The 15,546-nt window shown below is 71.9% G+C and carries 17 protein-coding genes, 1 tRNA gene and 1 pseudogene; 15 read left to right on the forward strand and 4 right to left on the reverse strand.

Annotation, left to right across the window (positions count from 1 at the left end; translation table 11 throughout):
- Nucleotides 1–20: 20 nt before the first annotated feature.
- Nucleotides 21–1,793: a helicase HerA-like domain-containing protein gene (locus ABD954_RS16430; RefSeq protein ID WP_345486781.1), complete on the reverse strand. Its 1,773-nt coding sequence runs from the start codon at nucleotides 1,791–1,793 to the stop codon at nucleotides 21–23.
- 95 nt (nucleotides 1,794–1,888) lie between these two features.
- On the opposite strand from ABD954_RS16430, the gene ABD954_RS16435 reads away from it, so the two are divergent.
- On the forward strand, nucleotides 1,889–2,185 hold the full coding sequence (locus ABD954_RS16435) for a type II toxin-antitoxin system VapB family antitoxin (RefSeq protein WP_003999914.1): 297 nt from the start codon (nucleotides 1,889–1,891) through the stop codon (nucleotides 2,183–2,185).
- A gap of 246 nt (nucleotides 2,186–2,431) precedes the next feature.
- Nucleotides 2,432–3,058, forward strand: coding sequence for a LytR C-terminal domain-containing protein (locus ABD954_RS16440; RefSeq protein ID WP_345486782.1), 627 nt, complete (start codon nucleotides 2,432–2,434; stop codon nucleotides 3,056–3,058).
- Between the two features lie 74 nt (nucleotides 3,059–3,132).
- Here ABD954_RS16440 and upp read toward each other — a convergent pair whose 3' ends face one another.
- Nucleotides 3,133–3,768, reverse strand: a complete 636-nt coding sequence (gene upp, locus ABD954_RS16445; protein WP_345486783.1) for a uracil phosphoribosyltransferase — start codon at nucleotides 3,766–3,768, stop codon at nucleotides 3,133–3,135.
- Between the two features lie 99 nt (nucleotides 3,769–3,867).
- Between upp and ABD954_RS16450 the strand changes: the two genes are divergently transcribed.
- The 10 genes from ABD954_RS16450 to ABD954_RS16495 all read left to right on the forward strand — a co-directional run bounded on the left by ABD954_RS16450 (nucleotide 3,868) and on the right by ABD954_RS16495 (nucleotide 10,569).
- Entirely contained in the window at nucleotides 3,868–4,092 is a 225-nt protein-coding gene (locus ABD954_RS16450; RefSeq protein ID WP_345486784.1) for a hypothetical protein, read from the forward strand.
- Between the two features lie 255 nt (nucleotides 4,093–4,347).
- Complete coding sequence (locus tag ABD954_RS16455) at nucleotides 4,348–4,884, forward strand: tRNA adenosine deaminase-associated protein (protein ID WP_345486785.1); 537 nt, start codon at nucleotides 4,348–4,350, stop codon at nucleotides 4,882–4,884.
- A gap of 266 nt (nucleotides 4,885–5,150) precedes the next feature.
- A complete protein-coding gene (gene tadA, locus ABD954_RS16460; RefSeq protein WP_345486786.1) occupies nucleotides 5,151–5,579 on the forward strand; it encodes a tRNA adenosine(34) deaminase TadA in 429 nt (142 codons plus the stop codon).
- A gap of 67 nt (nucleotides 5,580–5,646) precedes the next feature.
- A tRNA-Ser gene (locus tag ABD954_RS16465) sits at nucleotides 5,647–5,734 on the forward strand.
- Nucleotides 5,735–6,175: 441 nt separating this feature from the next.
- Nucleotides 6,176–6,340 (forward strand): hypothetical protein, encoded by a 165-nt coding sequence (locus ABD954_RS16470; RefSeq protein WP_164986384.1) that lies wholly within the window; start codon nucleotides 6,176–6,178, stop codon nucleotides 6,338–6,340.
- Between the two features lie 62 nt (nucleotides 6,341–6,402).
- On the forward strand, nucleotides 6,403–6,702 hold the full coding sequence (locus ABD954_RS16475) for a Dabb family protein (protein ID WP_345486787.1): 300 nt from the start codon (nucleotides 6,403–6,405) through the stop codon (nucleotides 6,700–6,702).
- 239 nt (nucleotides 6,703–6,941) lie between these two features.
- Complete coding sequence (locus tag ABD954_RS16480; protein WP_345486788.1) at nucleotides 6,942–7,790, forward strand: RNA polymerase sigma factor SigF; 849 nt, start codon at nucleotides 6,942–6,944, stop codon at nucleotides 7,788–7,790.
- Nucleotides 7,791–7,987: 197 nt separating this feature from the next.
- Nucleotides 7,988–9,004 carry an RNA polymerase sigma factor SigF gene (locus ABD954_RS16485; RefSeq protein WP_345486789.1) on the forward strand — a complete coding sequence of 339 codons (1,017 nt, stop codon included), beginning with the start codon at nucleotides 7,988–7,990 and terminating at the stop codon, nucleotides 9,002–9,004.
- A gap of 71 nt (nucleotides 9,005–9,075) precedes the next feature.
- Entirely contained in the window at nucleotides 9,076–9,864 is a 789-nt protein-coding gene (locus tag ABD954_RS16490; RefSeq protein WP_345486790.1) for a hypothetical protein, read from the forward strand.
- A 210-nt stretch (nucleotides 9,865–10,074) separates the two neighbouring features.
- On the forward strand, nucleotides 10,075–10,569 hold the full coding sequence (locus ABD954_RS16495; RefSeq protein ID WP_345486791.1) for a hypothetical protein: 495 nt from the start codon (nucleotides 10,075–10,077) through the stop codon (nucleotides 10,567–10,569).
- A gap of 101 nt (nucleotides 10,570–10,670) precedes the next feature.
- Here ABD954_RS16495 and ABD954_RS16500 read toward each other — a convergent pair whose 3' ends face one another.
- Entirely contained in the window at nucleotides 10,671–11,075 is a 405-nt protein-coding gene (locus ABD954_RS16500; RefSeq protein ID WP_345486792.1) for a hypothetical protein, read from the reverse strand.
- A 124-nt stretch (nucleotides 11,076–11,199) separates the two neighbouring features.
- Between ABD954_RS16500 and ABD954_RS16505 the strand changes: the two genes are divergently transcribed.
- From ABD954_RS16505 to ABD954_RS16515, 3 genes and pseudogenes are all read left to right on the forward strand, one after another.
- On the forward strand, nucleotides 11,200–12,147 hold the full coding sequence (locus tag ABD954_RS16505; RefSeq protein ID WP_345486793.1) for a helix-turn-helix domain-containing protein: 948 nt from the start codon (nucleotides 11,200–11,202) through the stop codon (nucleotides 12,145–12,147).
- Nucleotides 12,122–12,220, forward strand: a pseudogene (locus ABD954_RS16510) (DUF397 domain-containing protein); the annotation flags it as partial. The gene ABD954_RS16505 and the pseudogene ABD954_RS16510, both read left to right, overlap by 26 nt.
- Nucleotides 12,221–12,912: 692 nt before the next feature.
- Nucleotides 12,913–13,386, forward strand: coding sequence for a hypothetical protein (locus ABD954_RS16515; protein WP_345486794.1), 474 nt, complete (start codon nucleotides 12,913–12,915; stop codon nucleotides 13,384–13,386).
- A gap of 659 nt (nucleotides 13,387–14,045) precedes the next feature.
- On the opposite strand, the gene ABD954_RS16520 is transcribed toward ABD954_RS16515, so the two are convergent.
- Nucleotides 14,046–15,272: a glycosyltransferase gene (locus ABD954_RS16520; RefSeq protein WP_345486795.1), complete on the reverse strand. Its 1,227-nt coding sequence runs from the start codon at nucleotides 15,270–15,272 to the stop codon at nucleotides 14,046–14,048.
- Nucleotides 15,273–15,546: the final 274 nt, after the last annotated feature.

Here is a 15,546-nt window from a genome sequence, read left to right on the forward strand (position 1 = left end):
GAGCAAGCGGCCGGCCGGCGTCAGCGCCTGCGCCCGCGGCGGGCCGTCCCGAAGACCGAGCGGGAGATCTCCCGGCCCAGTTGGGTGCCGACCGACCGTGCGAGGGACTTGAACAGGCCGCTTCCCACGACCTGTTCGACGAGCGAGGGCTCCTCCTTCCGACGAGGAGCCCTCGTCCCGTCCCTGCCGGAGGCCCGCTCCGTCCCGCCCTCCGTCCCGCCCTCCGTCGCGCCCTCCGTCGCGCCCTCCGTCGCGCCCTTCTCCGCCGCCCTCTCGGCCGCCTCCTCGGCCGCAGCCCTCTCGGCCGCCTCCTCCGCCGCCCGCTGCTCGGCCGTCAGCCGCTCGTACGCCGACTCGCGGTCCACCACCTCCGCGTACCGCCCGTACAGCGGCGAACCCTGCACCGCCGCCTCCAGAGCGGCCGCCGGTACCGGAGCCATCAGCGACTGCGGCGCCCGCAGCCGGGTCGCCGCCACCGGTGTCGGCGCGCCCTTCTCGCTCAGGACGGTGACCACCGCCTCGCCCGTGCCGAGCCCGGTCAGCACCTCCTCCAGGTCGTACGCCGACTTCGGGAAGGTCCGTACGGTCGCCTTCAGCGCCTTGGCGTCGTCCGGCGTGAACGCCCGCAGTGCGTGCTGGACCCGGTTGCCGAGCTGCGCGAGCACGTCCGACGGCACGTCCTTGGGGGTCTGCGTCACGAAGAAGATCCCGACGCCCTTGGAACGGATGAGCCGCACCGTCTGGGTGACCGACTCCAGGAACGCCTGCGACGCCCCGTTGAAGAGCAGGTGCGCCTCGTCGAAGAAGAAGACCAGTTTCGGCTTCTCCAGGTCGCCGACCTCCGGCAGGTCGCCGTACAGATCCGCCAGCAGCCACATCAGGAAGGTGGAGAACAGCTGCGGCTTGTCCTGTACGGCCGGCAGCTCCAGTACGGAGACGACGCCCCGGCCGTCGCCGGCCGTGCGCAGCAGGTCGGCCGTGTCGAACTCCGGCTCCCCGAAGAAGCCGCCCGCGCCCTGTTGCTCCAGCGCGGTGATCGCCCGGAGGATCACCCCGGCCGTCGCCGTCGACAGCCCGCCGATCCCCTTCAGCTCGGCCTTGCCGAGGTCGGAGACGAGGAAGGCCACCACCGCCCGCAGGTCCTTCAGGTCGACCAGCTCCAGGCCCTTGGCGTCCGCGTAGTGGAAGATCAGGCCGAGCGACTGCTCCTGGGTCCGGTTGAGCCGGAGCACCTTGGACAGCAGCAGCGGGCCGAAGCTGGTGACGGTGGCGCGGACGGGGATGCCGGAACCGGTGCCGGCCCCACCGGCCCTTGTCCCGCCTGAGCCGGCCCCTGCCGCTGCCCCTGCCCCTTCCCCTGCTTCGGATCCCGCCCCCGCCTCCGTCCCGCCGAGCGCGTAGAACTCGCACGGGAACCCGGCCGCCGTCCACTCCTGCCCGACCTGCGCGGCCCGCTCGCGGACCTTCTCGCCGTCCTCGCCCGGGGCGGAGATCCCGGAGAGATCGCCCTTGATGTCGGCGAGGAAGACCGGCACGCCGCGCGCGGACAGCTGCTCGGCGATCAGCTGCAGCGTCTTGGTCTTTCCGGTGCCGGTCGCCCCGGCGACGAGACCGTGCCGGTTGAACACGGCCAGCGGGACGCGGACGCGCGCGTCCGGGTGACAGTCGCCGTCCCAGAGCACGGCCCCCAGATCGAGTGCCGGTCCCTCGAAGGCGTATCCCGACGCGATCTCCGCCCAGGGCCGCGGGGGACCGGCCGAGGGGCTGGTGGAGGGCTGATCGCTCACGCTCATGGCGGACCTCTGTCCCGGTTGCATATGGTTTGACCCAGCATTGCACCGGGTCCGCGTGGCTGCGCCGGGAGCCGCTCGCCCGGTAGGCTCTCCGTGTGATCTTCAAGCGCATCGGAAACGGCCGGCCGTATCCCGACCACGGCCGGGAAAGCACCCGGCAGTGGGCGGACGTGGCACCGCGCCCGGTCCGCCTCGATCAGCTGGTGACCACCAAGGGCCAGCTGGACCTGGAGACGCTGCTCGCCGAGGACTCGACCTTCTACGGCGACCTCTTCGCGCACGTCGTGAAGTGGCAGGGCGATCTCTACCTGGAGGACGGACTGCACCGCGCGGTCCGCGCCGCACTCCAGCAGCGACAGGTGCTGCACGCCCGGGTGCTGGAACTCGACTGACCTCCGGCCGGGCGGCCCGGCCCCCGGCGGGCCCGACGCCGCGCGCCCCGCGGACCCGCGGCCGCGCCGCCTGCACACCTGCGGCCGCGTCGCCTGCCCACCCGCGGGCCCGCCCGCCCTCGGCCCTCCCCTCCCCTCCCCTCCGCTCCGCTCCGCTGACCCTTTCGGAGCCACTTCGCGCCCATCCGGACGCGATCACATGATCATCAAGTAGTGCTCCTCCACGGGCGGCATTACGCTGCGCTCATGAGCATGCTCACTCCCCCCGGAATGGGCGGAAAGTACCGCATCACGGGGGATGTCTACCCGCGCATGCGCCGCCCCCACCGCCGGCGCAGGATCGTCCTCGGGGCCGCGGCCGCCGTGCTCGTGCTCGGCGCAGCCGGGTGGGGGACGCTCCAACTCGTCGACGTCTTCTCCGGCGGCGACGGGAAGAAGACCACCACGGCCGCCGGCCGCGGCGACTGCAAGCCTGCGCCCAAGGCGACGGCCCAGCCCGCCGCCCTCCCCAAACCCGCCCAGATCACGGTCAACGTCTACAACGCGACCCCGCGCAGCGGTCTTGCGAAGTCGACCGCGGACGAGCTGAAGAAGCGCGGCTTCGCCATCGGCAAGGTGGGCAACGCCCCCGCCGCCTACGACAAGAAGGTCCCCGGCGCCGCCCTCCTGCTCGGCGCGCCGAACGCCTCCAAGGGCGCCTTCTCCGTGCTCGGCACACAGCTGAAGGCCGCCACGACGAAGGTCGACGCCCGCACCACGGCGGACGTCGACCTGATCATCGGTACGGCCTTCAAGAACCTCGACCCGAAGGCGGCGGCGGACGCGGCGCTGCTCGCGCTCAACAAGCCCAAGCCGGCTCCGGCCCGCTGCTGAAACGTTCGCTGCGCCCGGCCGCCCCCTTACGGGCCTTACGGGGCGGCCCGGATCGCGCAGCCCGTACGGGACGGCTACTCGGCCGTCCCGTACATGCGGTCGCCCGCGTCGCCGAGGCCCGGGACGATGTAGCCGTTCTCGTTGAGCCGCTCGTCGACCGAGGCGGTCACGACCGTCACCGGCGCGCCCGCGAGGTCGCGCTCCATGACCTCGACGCCCTCCGGGGCGGCGAGCAGCACGACCGCGGTCACGTCGTCCGCACCGCGCTTGATCAGCTCCTGGATGGCCGCCACCAGCGTGCCGCCGGTCGCCAGCATCGGGTCGAGGACGTACACCTGGCGGCCGGACAGGTCCTCCGGCATCCGCGTGGCGTAGGTCGACGCCTCCAGCGTCTCCTCGTTGCGGATCATGCCGAGGAAGCCGACCTCGGCGGTCGGCAGAAGCCGCACCATGCCGTCGAGCATGCCGAGGCCCGCCCGCAGGATCGGGACGACCAGCGGACGCGGGTGCGAGAGCTTCACGCCGGTCGTCGGCGTGACGGGGGTCTCGATGTCGACCTGCTCGGTGCGCACGTCCCGGGTCGCCTCGTAGGCGAGGAGGGTGACCAGTTCGTCGGCGAGCCGGCGGAAGGTCGGGGAGTCCGTGCGCTTGTCGCGCAGCGTGGTGAGCTTGTGGGCGACCAGCGGGTGATCGACGACGTGGAGACGCATGCCCCCACAGTAACCGGGACCATGGCCGGGACTGGCGTCAACCCGGGCCGCGGGGGGAAGGTGGGGACACAGGGACCCAGTCATGGGGTGGTGTGGCCTATGCCCGACGACCTGGACGAAACGCCCGGTGAGGCGGCCTCGAAGACCGAGGCGCCCCGCCAGGGCCACGAGGAGCAGGAGACCGACGCGGAGCGCCGCAGGCGCCGCGCCCAGTTCCTGCGCGAGCTGAACGAGGCGAAGGCGCTGCGCGACCGCGTACAGCCGCGGCGCGCCCGGGCGGCCCGGATGCGGCAGGCGATGCGCATGCGGACCTTCCGGTGGTGACCCCGAGGTGACCCCTCCGGGCCCCTCGGGGTGACCCGCGCCGGACGCCCGATGGCCTGCGGGCCCCGCCGGCCGTGCGCCCCCTCCGTGCGCCGGGGTCGCACGCCCGCCCGATCGCGGTGTCGTTCAGACTGATGCACGACGCAAGAGCCGAAGACCTCTCCTGAGGCCCGGGTTTCTGTCACGATGCCGATTGGGCGGGGCATCAGGAGCGCGCCGCCGGATCATCACACCTCTGATCAGTGGGAGAGTCAGGTGTACTTCGCCGCACTGCTCGCGCGCACCGAAGACGGGTGGGAAGCGAGAGATACAGAGCTCGACAACGTGGAGACGCTGGCGGACCTGGCCGATCTGGCCCGCGAGTCCGCAGCCGACGACGGGGACACGGTGATCGTCTTCATCGAGCAGGAGGAGGAGTGGTTCGGCATCGTCCGCGTCGACGGTGAGGACGACCCCCGGATCTTCGTCTCGAACGCGGCCGCCGCGTCGCGTTCCTCGTACGGGGAGATCCTCACCTCCGAGCTCCTCGGTGACGACGACCCGGTCGGCGACCTGGACGAACTGGTCGACCTCGACGGCACCGAGGACGGCGAGCCGGAGACGGAGGAGGACGAGGACGACGTCGTGGCCACGACCGGCATCGCCCCGGCGGGTCCGCTCGGTGACGGGAAGGTCCTGTCCGACCTCGGTCTGACCGAGCGGCAGCTCCTCTCCCTGGAGGCCGACGCCGACGCCCTCGGGGAGATCGCGGACGCGATCGGCGCCTCGGACATCCTGGAGACCGTGCGCTAGTGCCCCACGCCGTACGGGGACCGGACGCGTCCGGTCCCACCCCCGATTCCGCCCCCGGCCCCGTGAGGGAAGCCGAGCCCGTAGGGGGCCCCGGTCCCCTAGGGGGCCCCGATCCCCTAAGGGAAGCCGAGCCCGTAGGGGACGCCCACCCCGCCGGGGACACCGAGCCCCTACGGGAGACCCACCCCGCCGGGGACACCGAGCCCGTACGGGAGACCCACCCCGCCGGGGAGGCCGACCCCGTACGGGATCCCTGGCGGGACCCGATGCGGCTCGCCCTCGCCGAGGCGGAGCGGGCCGCGCTGGCCGGTGACGTACCGGTCGGCGCGGTCGTGCTCGGCCCGGACGGCACGGTCCTCGCCCGCGGCCACAACGAGCGGGAGGCCACCGGCGACCCCACCGCCCACGCCGAGGTGCTCGCGCTGCGCCGGGCCGCCGCGGCGACCGGCGAGTGGCGGCTGACCGGCTGCACGCTCGTGGTGACCCTGGAGCCCTGCGTGATGTGCGCGGGCGCGCTCGTGCAGGCGCGGGTCGAACGGGTGGTGTTCGGCGCCTTCGACGAGAAGGCCGGCGCGACCGGCTCGCTGTGGGACCTCGTCAGGGACCGGCGGCTCAACCACCGGCCCGAGGTGATCCACGGGGTCCTGGAGGCGGAGTGCTCGGCGCAGTTGACCCGCTTCTTCCGGGACCGCTGAGCCGCCTCCCACCTGCGGCGACCTATGGATTTCAGTCCACGGGCACCTTTGGGCTAAGCTCTCTCTCGGTAGCGTGTCCGAGCGGCCGAAGGAGCTCGCCTCGAAAGCGAGTGTGGGGAAACTCACCGAGGGTTCAAATCCCTCCGCTACCGCCAGAAAACCTCCCCGAACTGCGGAAACGCGGTTCGGGGAGGTTTTTTCATGCCCTCGCGGAGGGCGAGTTGAACAAGGGGCTTGAACAAGGGGCTTGAACAAGAGGCTGGGGCGAGGAGCTCGGGCAAGGAGCCTGGGCGGGGAGCGGGGGGAGCGGCATCGGGGGGACAAGCCGCTCCCCCCGATGAGGACCGGTCCCGCCAGTCCTGCGCCGCGGTCAGGGGGAAGCTCGCGGCGCGGACCCCGCAGTGAGGGCCGGTCCCACAGCCCGGCGGACTCCTGCCAGGTCCGCTGGGCTCGCCGTCCATCCTGCTCGCCCGACCCCCTCCCCCGGGGCGGCAAAAGACCTCGATCGCCGGGCCCTTGGTCCATAAAGGCTCGGTTAGACTCACGCGACCAGTCAGGGCCCGGGGAGGCCGGGGAGGGCCGGGGAGGGCAGAGGCATGGCACAGGCGAAGAAGATCGCGCTCTACGCGGTCGTGGTCTTTGTGCTGTACACGATCATCACGTCCCCCGCCCGGGCGGCGGACCTCGTCCAGGTAGGGTTCGAGGGCATATCGAGCGCCGCTCAAGGCGTCGGCCAGTTCATGACCGAACTCGTCAACTAGGGCGAAGGCACCCCACGCGCCTCACGCACCCGGGACGACCCAGGACTTCCAGGAGTACCGCCGTGATCCGCCATCTGGTCCTCTTCAAGCTCAACGACGGCGTCCGGCGCGACGACCCCCGCGTGGTCGCCGGCGTGGCGGCCTTCCGCGCCCTCGGCGGGCAGATCCCGGAGCTGCGGTTCTGGGAGTGCGACTGGAACATCACGGACCGGCCGATCGCGTACGACTTCGCCATCAACTCGGCCGTCGAGGACAAGGAAGCGCTCCAGCGCTACCTGGACCACCCGGCCCACCAGGCGGGTGTCGCCCAGTGGCGGGAGTTCGCCACGTGGGTGATCGCCGACTACGAGTTCCAGGGCTGACCCCGACCCCTTCCAGAGCCGAGGACGGCACCGGAGCACGCCGGACCGTCTCCCCGCTTCCCCGGGGCCCACGCCGTGAAGGCGCGGGCCCCGGGGTTTTGTCGCAGGGCTCCGGAGCCCAGATTCCCCGTTCAACACGTAGTTATGCGGTGCTTGCACACAGTGGACATGTCTTGTGATGCTATGACCGCTTTTGACGGATGAGTCGACCGAAGTTGACGTGAAGGGGTGGCGTGAACGTGCCGGCCAGTACAGCGCCTCAGGTCCCGCCCCAGAACGAGTCCGGGACCACCCCGGACGCCCCCCGCACCCGACCCCAGAGCACCCGGGGCGCCGACACCCGGGCCCTCACCCAGGTGCTCTTCGGGCAGCTCAAGAACCTGCAACCGGGCACCCCCGAACACCACCGCGTCCGCAGCGCCCTGATCGAGGCCAACCTCCCCCTCGTCCGCTACGCCGCCGCCCGCTTCCGCAGCCGCAACGAGCCGATGGAGGACGTGGTCCAGGTCGGCACCATCGGCCTGATCAACGCCATCGACCGCTTCGACCCCGACCGGGGCGTGCAGTTCCCCACCTTCGCCATGCCCACCGTCGTCGGCGAGATCAAGCGCTACTTCCGCGACAACGTCCGCACCGTGCACGTCCCCCGCCGCCTCCACGAGCTGTGGGTGCAGGTCAACGGCGCCACCGAGGACCTCACCACCGCCCACGGCCGCTCCCCCACCACCGCCGAGATCGCCGAACGCCTCAAGATCGGCGAGGACGAGGTGCTCGCCTGCATCGAGGCCGGCCGCTCCTACCACGCCACCTCCCTGGAGGCGGCCCAGGAGGGCGACGGACTGCCCGGCCTGCTCGACCGGCTCGGCTACGAGGACCCCGCGCTCGCCGGGGTCGAGCACCGCGATCTCGTACGCCACCTGCTCGTCCAGCTCCCCGAACGCGAGCAGCGCATCCTGATGCTGCGCTACTACAGCAACCTGACCCAGTCCCAGATCAGCCAGGAGCTCGGGGTCTCCCAGATGCACGTGTCAAGGCTCCTCGCCCGTAGCTTCGCCCGCTTGAGATCCGCAAACAAGATCGAGGCGTAACCAGAACGGGTAGACCGGTTCGGAGCAGTTTTCCGCCGCCGCATATGCCGTACACCCCTTGTTTCCTGCGGATATGCACCCCCGCCGTGTCGACAAGTCACTACAGCGTGTTGCCGACATGTGACATTCTGCTGAGAGCGCGTTTGCCGCAGCCCCGCTGCCGGTATTCAGGTGGAGGCTGCGTTCCTCAGATGGTCGTGGCCGCCACGACCGTCCGCGACCTCAAGGGGGTGGCATGTCCGCAGATCAGGGCAGCTCGAAGGTGCTCACGCTCACGCCCATGCCCACGCAGACGACGGCGCCGACCGCCGCGGAGACCGCCGACGTCCCGCACGGCACGGCGACGGCGACGCCCCCCGGCTCCGGCGGCCGGCACCGCCGCACCGGACACCGGCCACGACGAGACGCTCACCGCCCCGCCGGCCGTCGCCCCCGAGGCCCTCGACACCCGCACCCTCTCCCGCTCCCTGTTCCTGCGCCTGCGCGCCCTCGACGACGAGGGCGCCGCCGCCGACAGCCCGGAGCGGACCTACGTCCGCGACACCCTCATCGAGCTCAACCTCCCCCTCGTGCGCTACGCGGCGGCCCGCTTCCGCTCCCGCAACGAGCCGATGGAGGACATCGTCCAGGTCGGCACCATCGGCCTGATCAAGGCGATCGACCGCTTCGACTGCGAACGGGGCGTGGAATTCCCGACGTTCGCCATGCCGACCGTCGTCGGCGAGATCAAGCGCTTCTTCCGCGACACCTCCTGGTCCGTGCGCGTCCCGCGCCGCCTCCAGGAGCTCCGCCTCGCCCTCACCAAGGCCAGCGACGACCTCGCCCAGAAGCTCGACCGCTCCCCCACCGTGCCCGAACTCGCCGCCGTGCTCGGGGTGTCGGAGGAGGACGTGGTCGACGGTCTCGCCGTCGGCAACGCCTACACCGCCTCCTCCCTCGACTCCCCGTCCCCCGAGGACGACGGCGGCGAGGGATCCCTCGCCGACCGGCTCGGCTACGAGGACGCGGCCCTGGAAGGCGTCGAGTACCGCGAGTCGCTCAAGCCGCTGCTCGCCAAACTCCCGCCCCGCGAACGGCAGATCATCATGCTCCGCTTCTTCGCGAACATGACCCAGTCCCAGATCGGCGAGGAGGTCGGCATCTCCCAGATGCACGTCTCCCGCCTGCTCACCCGCACTCTGGCCCAGCTCCGTGAGGGCCTGATCGCGGACTGACCGGGCGTCGCCCAAACCGAGTTGCTCCATTTCGCTTCCTCGCTGACTTTCCGTCAGCCACACTGACGGCCATGTCCATGCGGCGAAGGAAGCGACCCGGACTCATGATGGTCGCGCTCTGCCTCGGCGGGGCGCTGACCGCGTGCGGAGCCGGTGACGACGGAGGCGGGTACGCGGCGGTCGGCACCGGCGCCGGGCAGAAGGGCGCCGTACCGCCCTCCGGATCGGTCACCCTGGTCCCGCTGGACCCCACGAGCCCCGGACTCACCTCCAGCACCTCCCGCCCGTCGCCACGGCCGAGCACGAGCGACACGGCCCCGGGAGCGGCCCGCGCCGAAGGCCCCGGCCTCGGCTCCTCCGGCGGTCCCGGCGGTCCCGGCGGGGGTACGGCCACGGCCCCGCCGGCCGTACCGGGCGCCACGGCCCCGCCCCGTACCCCGGAAAGACCCGGCGACCCGACCGGCCCGGCAACCCCGACCCGGCCCACCACGACCCCGCCGGCCCCGCGCCCCTCGACGACCACACCGCCCCCGGCCACCCCGAGCCCGCCGACGCCGGCCGCACTCACCCTCTCCGCCCCGGTGCTCACCGACACCGACCGGCGCTGGTGCGAGAACGTCACTGTGACCTTCCGCAACGCCGGCGGCACAGCGGTCCGTTCGGGCACGGTCGCCTTCGCCACCCACGTCATCGGCGCCCTCGGCGTGCACTGGGCCACCGTCCACTCCAGTCAGCCCCTGCCCGCCCCGCTCGCCGCCGGAGCGACCAGGACGCATACGTACACCGTCTGCGTCGATTCCTGGAGGGTGCCGCTCGGCATGCGCGTCGACACCCGGAAGGTCACCGCGCAGTGGCGGTGAGCGGAGGAACGAGAGCGGGGCCGAGGGTGCGGATCAGCAGCCCGGCACCGGGCCGCACAGGCACCGAAGAGGGATACGGTCGTCGCACAGGCGCACCTCACTGACCTCAGGAGCGCCACCAACAGAATGCGGTGTGGGGGAAATGGTGCGTTCCACAGTAAACGGGGGACCGTGGTCCCGGTATGCGCTCGCGATCCGCTGGGCGAACTCATGACGGCACCACTTCGCAGGACGGTGACCGCGGCCGCGGTCATGGCCCTCGCCTCTCTCCTGGCGAGCGGCTGCCGTGACACCACGACACCGACGACCACTCTCTCGGGATCGGCGACCACGAAGCCGACAGGGACGCGGGCACCCGCGGGGGACGACGAGGAAGCGCAGGGCGAACGGGCCAGGGCCGCCCTGGAGACCGTCTCGCCCGATGACCCGGAATTCGTGGAGTCCGGCCTGGAGAGGGTCGCGGACGGCGTGCACCACCGCTCCGCTCTGGAGAAGGGAAAGACCTACACAGTCTCCGTGGCCTGCGTCGGGGCCGGGGCCGTCAAGGTCGTCATCGCCGACAAGGCACCCCACTCCGTGCCGTGTGACGGAGTACCGGCATCCCAACGCGTCGAGAACGCTCCCGCGCACGTGCCGATCGATGTCACCGCGGCTTCCGGAGCCATGGGCATGGTCGCCTGGCAGATCGTCTCCCTACCCTCCTGACGGCGGACACCTCTCCGGTACCTGTACGCGCTGGGGGGAGAGACGGCGCGCACCGGCCCGTTCACCCTCACGGCCCTTCCGCCGGCACCCCGCCCGGCCGTTCACTGCCGCTCGTCCTGGTGGACATCGGCCTGATGGCGACGCAGCAGGACGTTCGCGTCCGTCTCGGCACTCCAGTCGAAACGGGCGCGGGCCGCCGCCCGGGAGCCGGCGAGCTCGGCGCACTCGACGCAGTGCGGTACGGGCACGGGCGGCCGGCTCAGGTCGTACGCGACCTCGGTGCGCTCGTTCGCCGCCCGCACGCCGGCACTCAGCCGCTCGGCCGGGGTCGCGGGCCGCACCTTCTCAGGGTCGGCCTGCCACTCCCGCCCCCCACCGAGCGGCCGCAGCATCGCGTACGGCCCGGCCTGCCCCCGGTACTCCCCGACCCTTCCCGCCCCCGGGTCGTACAGGTACGCCCCGGGCCGCAACCCCGCCTCCGTGCCGCGCTTCCTGTGCCCTGCCATCCGCTGTTCCTCCCACGCTCACCCGATCGGGCGATTACTCTCTGTGCTTCCAGCGTTGCTCAATGGGAGGGGCGGCCACAACGCCCACCGCGTGCCAAGGGCTGCTGTCACAAGGGGGTTCGGAGTGACCAGGAGGAGCGCGACGGCGAGCGAGGCCGCCGCCACGACGGCGGAGGTCTTCGGCGAACTCCTGCGGCACTACCGCGAGTCAGCGGGCCTCACGCAGGAGGGCCTGGCCCGCCTGATCCCCTGCGACCGCTCGCAGGTGGCCCGGGTGGAGGCGGCGAAGCGGGTGCCGGCGGAGCCCTTCGCGAGGGCGTGCGACGAGGCGCTGGGGACGGGCGGGGTGCTGCTGCGGCTGTGGCGGCGGATCGACTGGTACCCGGAGGTGCAGCATCCGGACTGGTTCGAGCGCAGGGCGGAGATGGACGCGGAGGCGGTGGCGTTACGGGAGTACCAGACGCAGGTGGTGCCGGGGTTGTTGCAGACGCCGGAGTACGCGCGTGCGATCTTCTCGCGAGTCGCCGAAGGCGACGAGTTGGAGGAGCGCGTCAAGGCTCGCCTGAGCCGCCAGCAGAGGTTCCTCGCGAAAAGCGGGCCGCTGTACGTGGTTGTGCTCGACGAAAGCTGTCTGCGGAACGTGGTCGGAGGCGCCGAGGTGATGCGGGACCAGTGTGCGCACCTACTGGACGTGGGTCGGTATTCCAACATCCGCATCCAAGTCGCGCCGGCCGGGCCGACCGAACTCATCCGTCCCAAAACGTCGTTGTCGTTGATCACCCTGCCAGACGGCACGGACTGGCTCTACGCGGAATCGCTGACCAGCGGCCATTTCTACGATGATCCAGCCGCTCTTGCTCGTTATGGCCAGACCTATGATGTGCTCAGGGCGGACGCTCTGTCAGCCCAGGCGTCCGCGACCCTGATCAGCGAGGCGATGAAGGGGTTCGAGCAGTATGCAGAGGCACCAGCTCAGCGCGGCGATCTGGATCAAGAGCAGCTACAGCGACAGCGACGGCGGAAACTGCCTCGAAGTCGCCCCCGGGTTCCCCGGCCTCGTCCCCGTACGTGACAGCAAGGCCCCGGAGGGGCCTGCCGTCGTCTTCGAGCGGTCGGTGTGGGAGACGTTCGTCCACAGCCTGTGAACACTCCGCCCGTACACACCAGGGCGAGGACGGCGACCGCTCGCTACGACAATCCCCATCGCCGGGACGGCGCACCGGGATAGGAGACCGACCGCGCCGGCCAGCTAGGCGGCGCCGAGCCAGTGCCCCAGGCGCGGGGAACGCCGTACGCGGCGAGCAGCTCCACGACGAACGCGCGAACTTCTTCCTTCGGCGTGGTCGGGGTGCGGGTCTTGGGTGCTCGGGGTGTCCGTTGCGGGTGCGCTTCTGGATCGGCCGCCCTCTCTCCGAGTGTGGCCCCCTCCGCCGGCCCCTCAAGGGCGCTCCCTTCGGTCGCGTCGCTGCACGATTGCGCTTCGCTTCACCCTTGACCGCCCGGCTCCGGGGTCCTTTACACACTCGGAGGGCGGCCGGGGGGCGTGGCCACGCAAGGGGGCCGGGTATCGGCCGGGCGCCGCGGGCCAGTGGCACGTTGGTGGGTGGGGGCTCGGCTAGTGGCAGGGGAGAGGGAGGACCTTTCCCGCCGTGGGGGGGGTGCGCGGGCGTGGAGTCGGGTGGCTGGTTTGTTCGCGAGTTCCGACAGCAGGTGTCCACCACTTCGGCAGCCCCTGGGTCTCGCAGATTCGAACAGCCTAGGCTTGTCGACCCAGGCATTCCTGGCGAGAAGACGTGCGCCCTGATGCTCAGGGACCGGTCATAGAGGAAGAGTTGGCATGGCGGGGGAACTGTGGGGATCGATGTTCTCGCTCGCGGGTGTGGTGCTTGGCGGGGCGCTGACGGCGTTCACCCAGCGTGCCGCCCAGCGGTCGGCCGATGAGGCCGAGGAGAGGCGGCAGTCGGCTGCGACGGCCGATGCGCGCCGGGCCGAGCAGGTGCAGGCCATCCAGGAGTTTCTTGCCTGTGCTCAGCTGGCCGAGCGGGCCGCCTACGCTCGCCCGGAAGTTTGGGGTGCCGACGAGGACGGCTGGATGACCGGGGCGCAAGAGGTCATGACCAAGCTTTGGACGGCTGACCGCGCGGTCGCCCTGCTCTGTGACCCGGCCCTGGAGGCCCCCGCTCGTGCTTACGGACACGCGCTCAACCAGGCGGTCTGGCGCGAGATCGGGGATGTGCAGATCAACGAGCACCTGGAAGAGCACAAGAATGCCTTCATGATCGCCGCTCGGGCGAGCCTGGCGCGCACATGACCGATCGCCGCGAGCCGGTCACTAACTGAAGCTCGAGCGAGCCGAGTCGACCGCACTCGATCTTCGGTGCACAGGCATCCCTCGGGCCCAGACCCTGCCCGGGTCTCCCCGCCCTAGCGGTGCAAACTCCCTTGCCGAGACAGCCGAAGCGCATCTCCCGTCACAGGAGTCCTGCCCCGTCACATCACAGCCCGCGAGAGGGCAGTTTGCACCGACGGGCCGCCCCCGACCACCCTCCCCACCCACACACAGTGACCAGCGGGGCTTGAATCCCAGCCGACCGACTACCGCTCGCCGCCGAACCGACATTGGGCACCCCATTCCACGGCCGCGCACCCCCCACGAGGGGAGCGGCCTCCCCCACCCCCGCCACAAACCCGGCCCCCACCCACCAACGCGCCACCCGCCCACGGCGCCCGGCCGATACCCGGCCTGCCCGCGTGGCCACGCCCCCCGGCCGCCCTCCGAGTGTGAAAAGGACCCCGGAGCCGGCCGGTCAAGGGTGGAGCGAAGCGCAATCGCGCAGCGACGCGACCGAAGGGAGCGCCCTTGAGGGGTCGGTGGAGGGGGCCACACTCGGAGAGAGGGCGGCCGATCCAGAAGCCCACCAGCAACGCCCACCCCGACCACCCAAGACCCGCACCCCGGCCACCACCCCCCTACGCCCGCTCCCCGAACCCCTCCACCAGCAGCTTCGCCGTCCGCTCCGCCCCGTCCGTGCGCACCTTGCCCGCCGCCGCCCTCGCCGCCGCGCCGGTCTCCGGGGCCAGGGCCGTCGACAGGGCCGCGGCCAGCGACGCGTAGGTCGGCGCCGGGCCGTCGTGCGCCGCGCCGATGCCGAGTTCGGCCACCCGCGCCGCCCAGTACGGCTGGTCGACGATCTGCGGGACCAGCACCTGCGGCACTCCCGCCCGCGCCGCCGTCGTGGTCGTGCCCGCGCCGCCGTGGTGAATGACGGCGGCCACCCTCGGGAAGAGCCGCTGGTGGTTCGCCTCCCCGACCGCCATGCAGTCGTCCTGGTCGTCGATCAGGCCCAGGTCCGCCCAGCCCCGCGACACGAGGACCCGACGCCCGTGGGCGCGTACCGCCTCGATGGCCGCCCGGGCCGGTTCCGTCGAGCCCTGCATGCCCATGCTGCCGAAGCCCACGTACACCGGCGGCTCCCCGTCCTTCAGGAAGGCTTCCAGCTCCTCCGGCAGCGGCCGCTCGTCCGGCACGAACCACGCACCGGTCTGCGCCACGTCGAGGTCCGCCGGCTCCTGCCACGGACCGAGGAACGGGTCCGCCGCCAGCAACGGCCGCTCCCCCATGGCGTAATGACGGACGCTCGGCACCGGCGGCAGCCCGACCTTGGCCCGCAGCGCGGTGAGTCCCGCGCCGAAGACGGCGTTCACGCTGTCGACGTCCCGGTCCCACAGCACCCGGTTGTCCGTCACTCCCTCCGGCAGGGGGTGCCCCGGCAGCGGATACGGCGGGTGGTGCGGCGAGGGCAGCATCCCGGGGAAGAAGGTCACGTACGCATAGCGCAGGCCCCGCTGCTCGGCGGCCGTCCGCGCTCCCGTCACCGCCGGGAACAGACCGGTCGCCAGGAGGGCGTCCGCCCCCTCGGCGGCCTCGGCCACCGCCTCGTACTGCGCCTCGGCCAGCGCGGCCACCCGGTCGGCCATGTCCTCCGCCGAGTTCGGCCTCGGCCCTGCCGCCAGCGCGCGGATGGAAAGGCGCACCGGCACCATCTCGACCCCGACGCCGGCGAGGCGGTCGGCGAACTCCTGGTCCTCGGGCGCGACCAGGCGGACTCGCGCCCCCGACCGCCCGAGCACGACCGCCAGAGCGGCCAGCGGCTCGACGTCCCCACGGGACCCGTACGACGACAACACCACGCGCATGCGGTGGTTCCCCCTTCGGCTGGTTCCCTCGCCCGATTCGAGCGAAGGACGCCGATTGTGCGGCACCACCGGGGCCTTGCCGCAAGGCCCCCCGTGCGCTATACGTTGAGTACGGCGGGGAGCGCATACGGCTCCCGGCCTTTTCTTTTGCCCCCACTGCGCCGCCGCACCGCCGCACCGGCGCACCGGCGCGGCGAGGGTTGCGACAACGCGGAGAGGGCGGCCGGGCCCGAAGCCCCCGTGGAGCCTCCGGCCCGACCGCCCTCCTGAAGGC

It is taken from the genome of Streptomyces roseoviridis, from assembly GCF_039535235.1.
In the GTDB taxonomy this organism is placed as follows: domain Bacteria; phylum Actinomycetota; class Actinomycetes; order Streptomycetales; family Streptomycetaceae; genus Streptomyces; species Streptomyces roseoviridis.

Excerpts from the sequence above, each read along its gene's own strand:
- upp (WP_345486783.1), bottom strand. The coding sequence starts at position 3,768 with ATGCGTCTCCACGTCGTCGATCACCCGCTGGTCGCCCACAAGCTCACC.
- ABD954_RS16440 (WP_345486782.1), top strand. The coding sequence starts at position 2,432 with ATGAGCATGCTCACTCCCCCCGGAATGGGCGGAAAGTACCGCATCACG.
- ABD954_RS16495 (WP_345486791.1), top strand. The coding sequence starts at position 10,075 with ATGACGGCACCACTTCGCAGGACGGTGACCGCGGCCGCGGTCATGGCC.
- ABD954_RS16450 (WP_345486784.1), top strand. The coding sequence starts at position 3,868 with ATGCCCGACGACCTGGACGAAACGCCCGGTGAGGCGGCCTCGAAGACC.
- ABD954_RS16490 (WP_345486790.1), top strand. The coding sequence starts at position 9,076 with ATGTCCATGCGGCGAAGGAAGCGACCCGGACTCATGATGGTCGCGCTC.
- ABD954_RS16500 (WP_345486792.1), bottom strand. The coding sequence starts at position 11,075 with ATGGCAGGGCACAGGAAGCGCGGCACGGAGGCGGGGTTGCGGCCCGGG.
- tadA (WP_345486786.1), top strand. The coding sequence starts at position 5,151 with ATGCGGCTCGCCCTCGCCGAGGCGGAGCGGGCCGCGCTGGCCGGTGAC.
- ABD954_RS16470 (WP_164986384.1), top strand. The coding sequence starts at position 6,176 with ATGGCACAGGCGAAGAAGATCGCGCTCTACGCGGTCGTGGTCTTTGTG.
- ABD954_RS16515 (WP_345486794.1), top strand. The coding sequence starts at position 12,913 with ATGGCGGGGGAACTGTGGGGATCGATGTTCTCGCTCGCGGGTGTGGTG.
- ABD954_RS16430 (WP_345486781.1), bottom strand. The coding sequence starts at position 1,793 with ATGAGCGTGAGCGATCAGCCCTCCACCAGCCCCTCGGCCGGTCCCCCG.
- ABD954_RS16520 (WP_345486795.1), bottom strand. The coding sequence starts at position 15,272 with ATGCGCGTGGTGTTGTCGTCGTACGGGTCCCGTGGGGACGTCGAGCCG.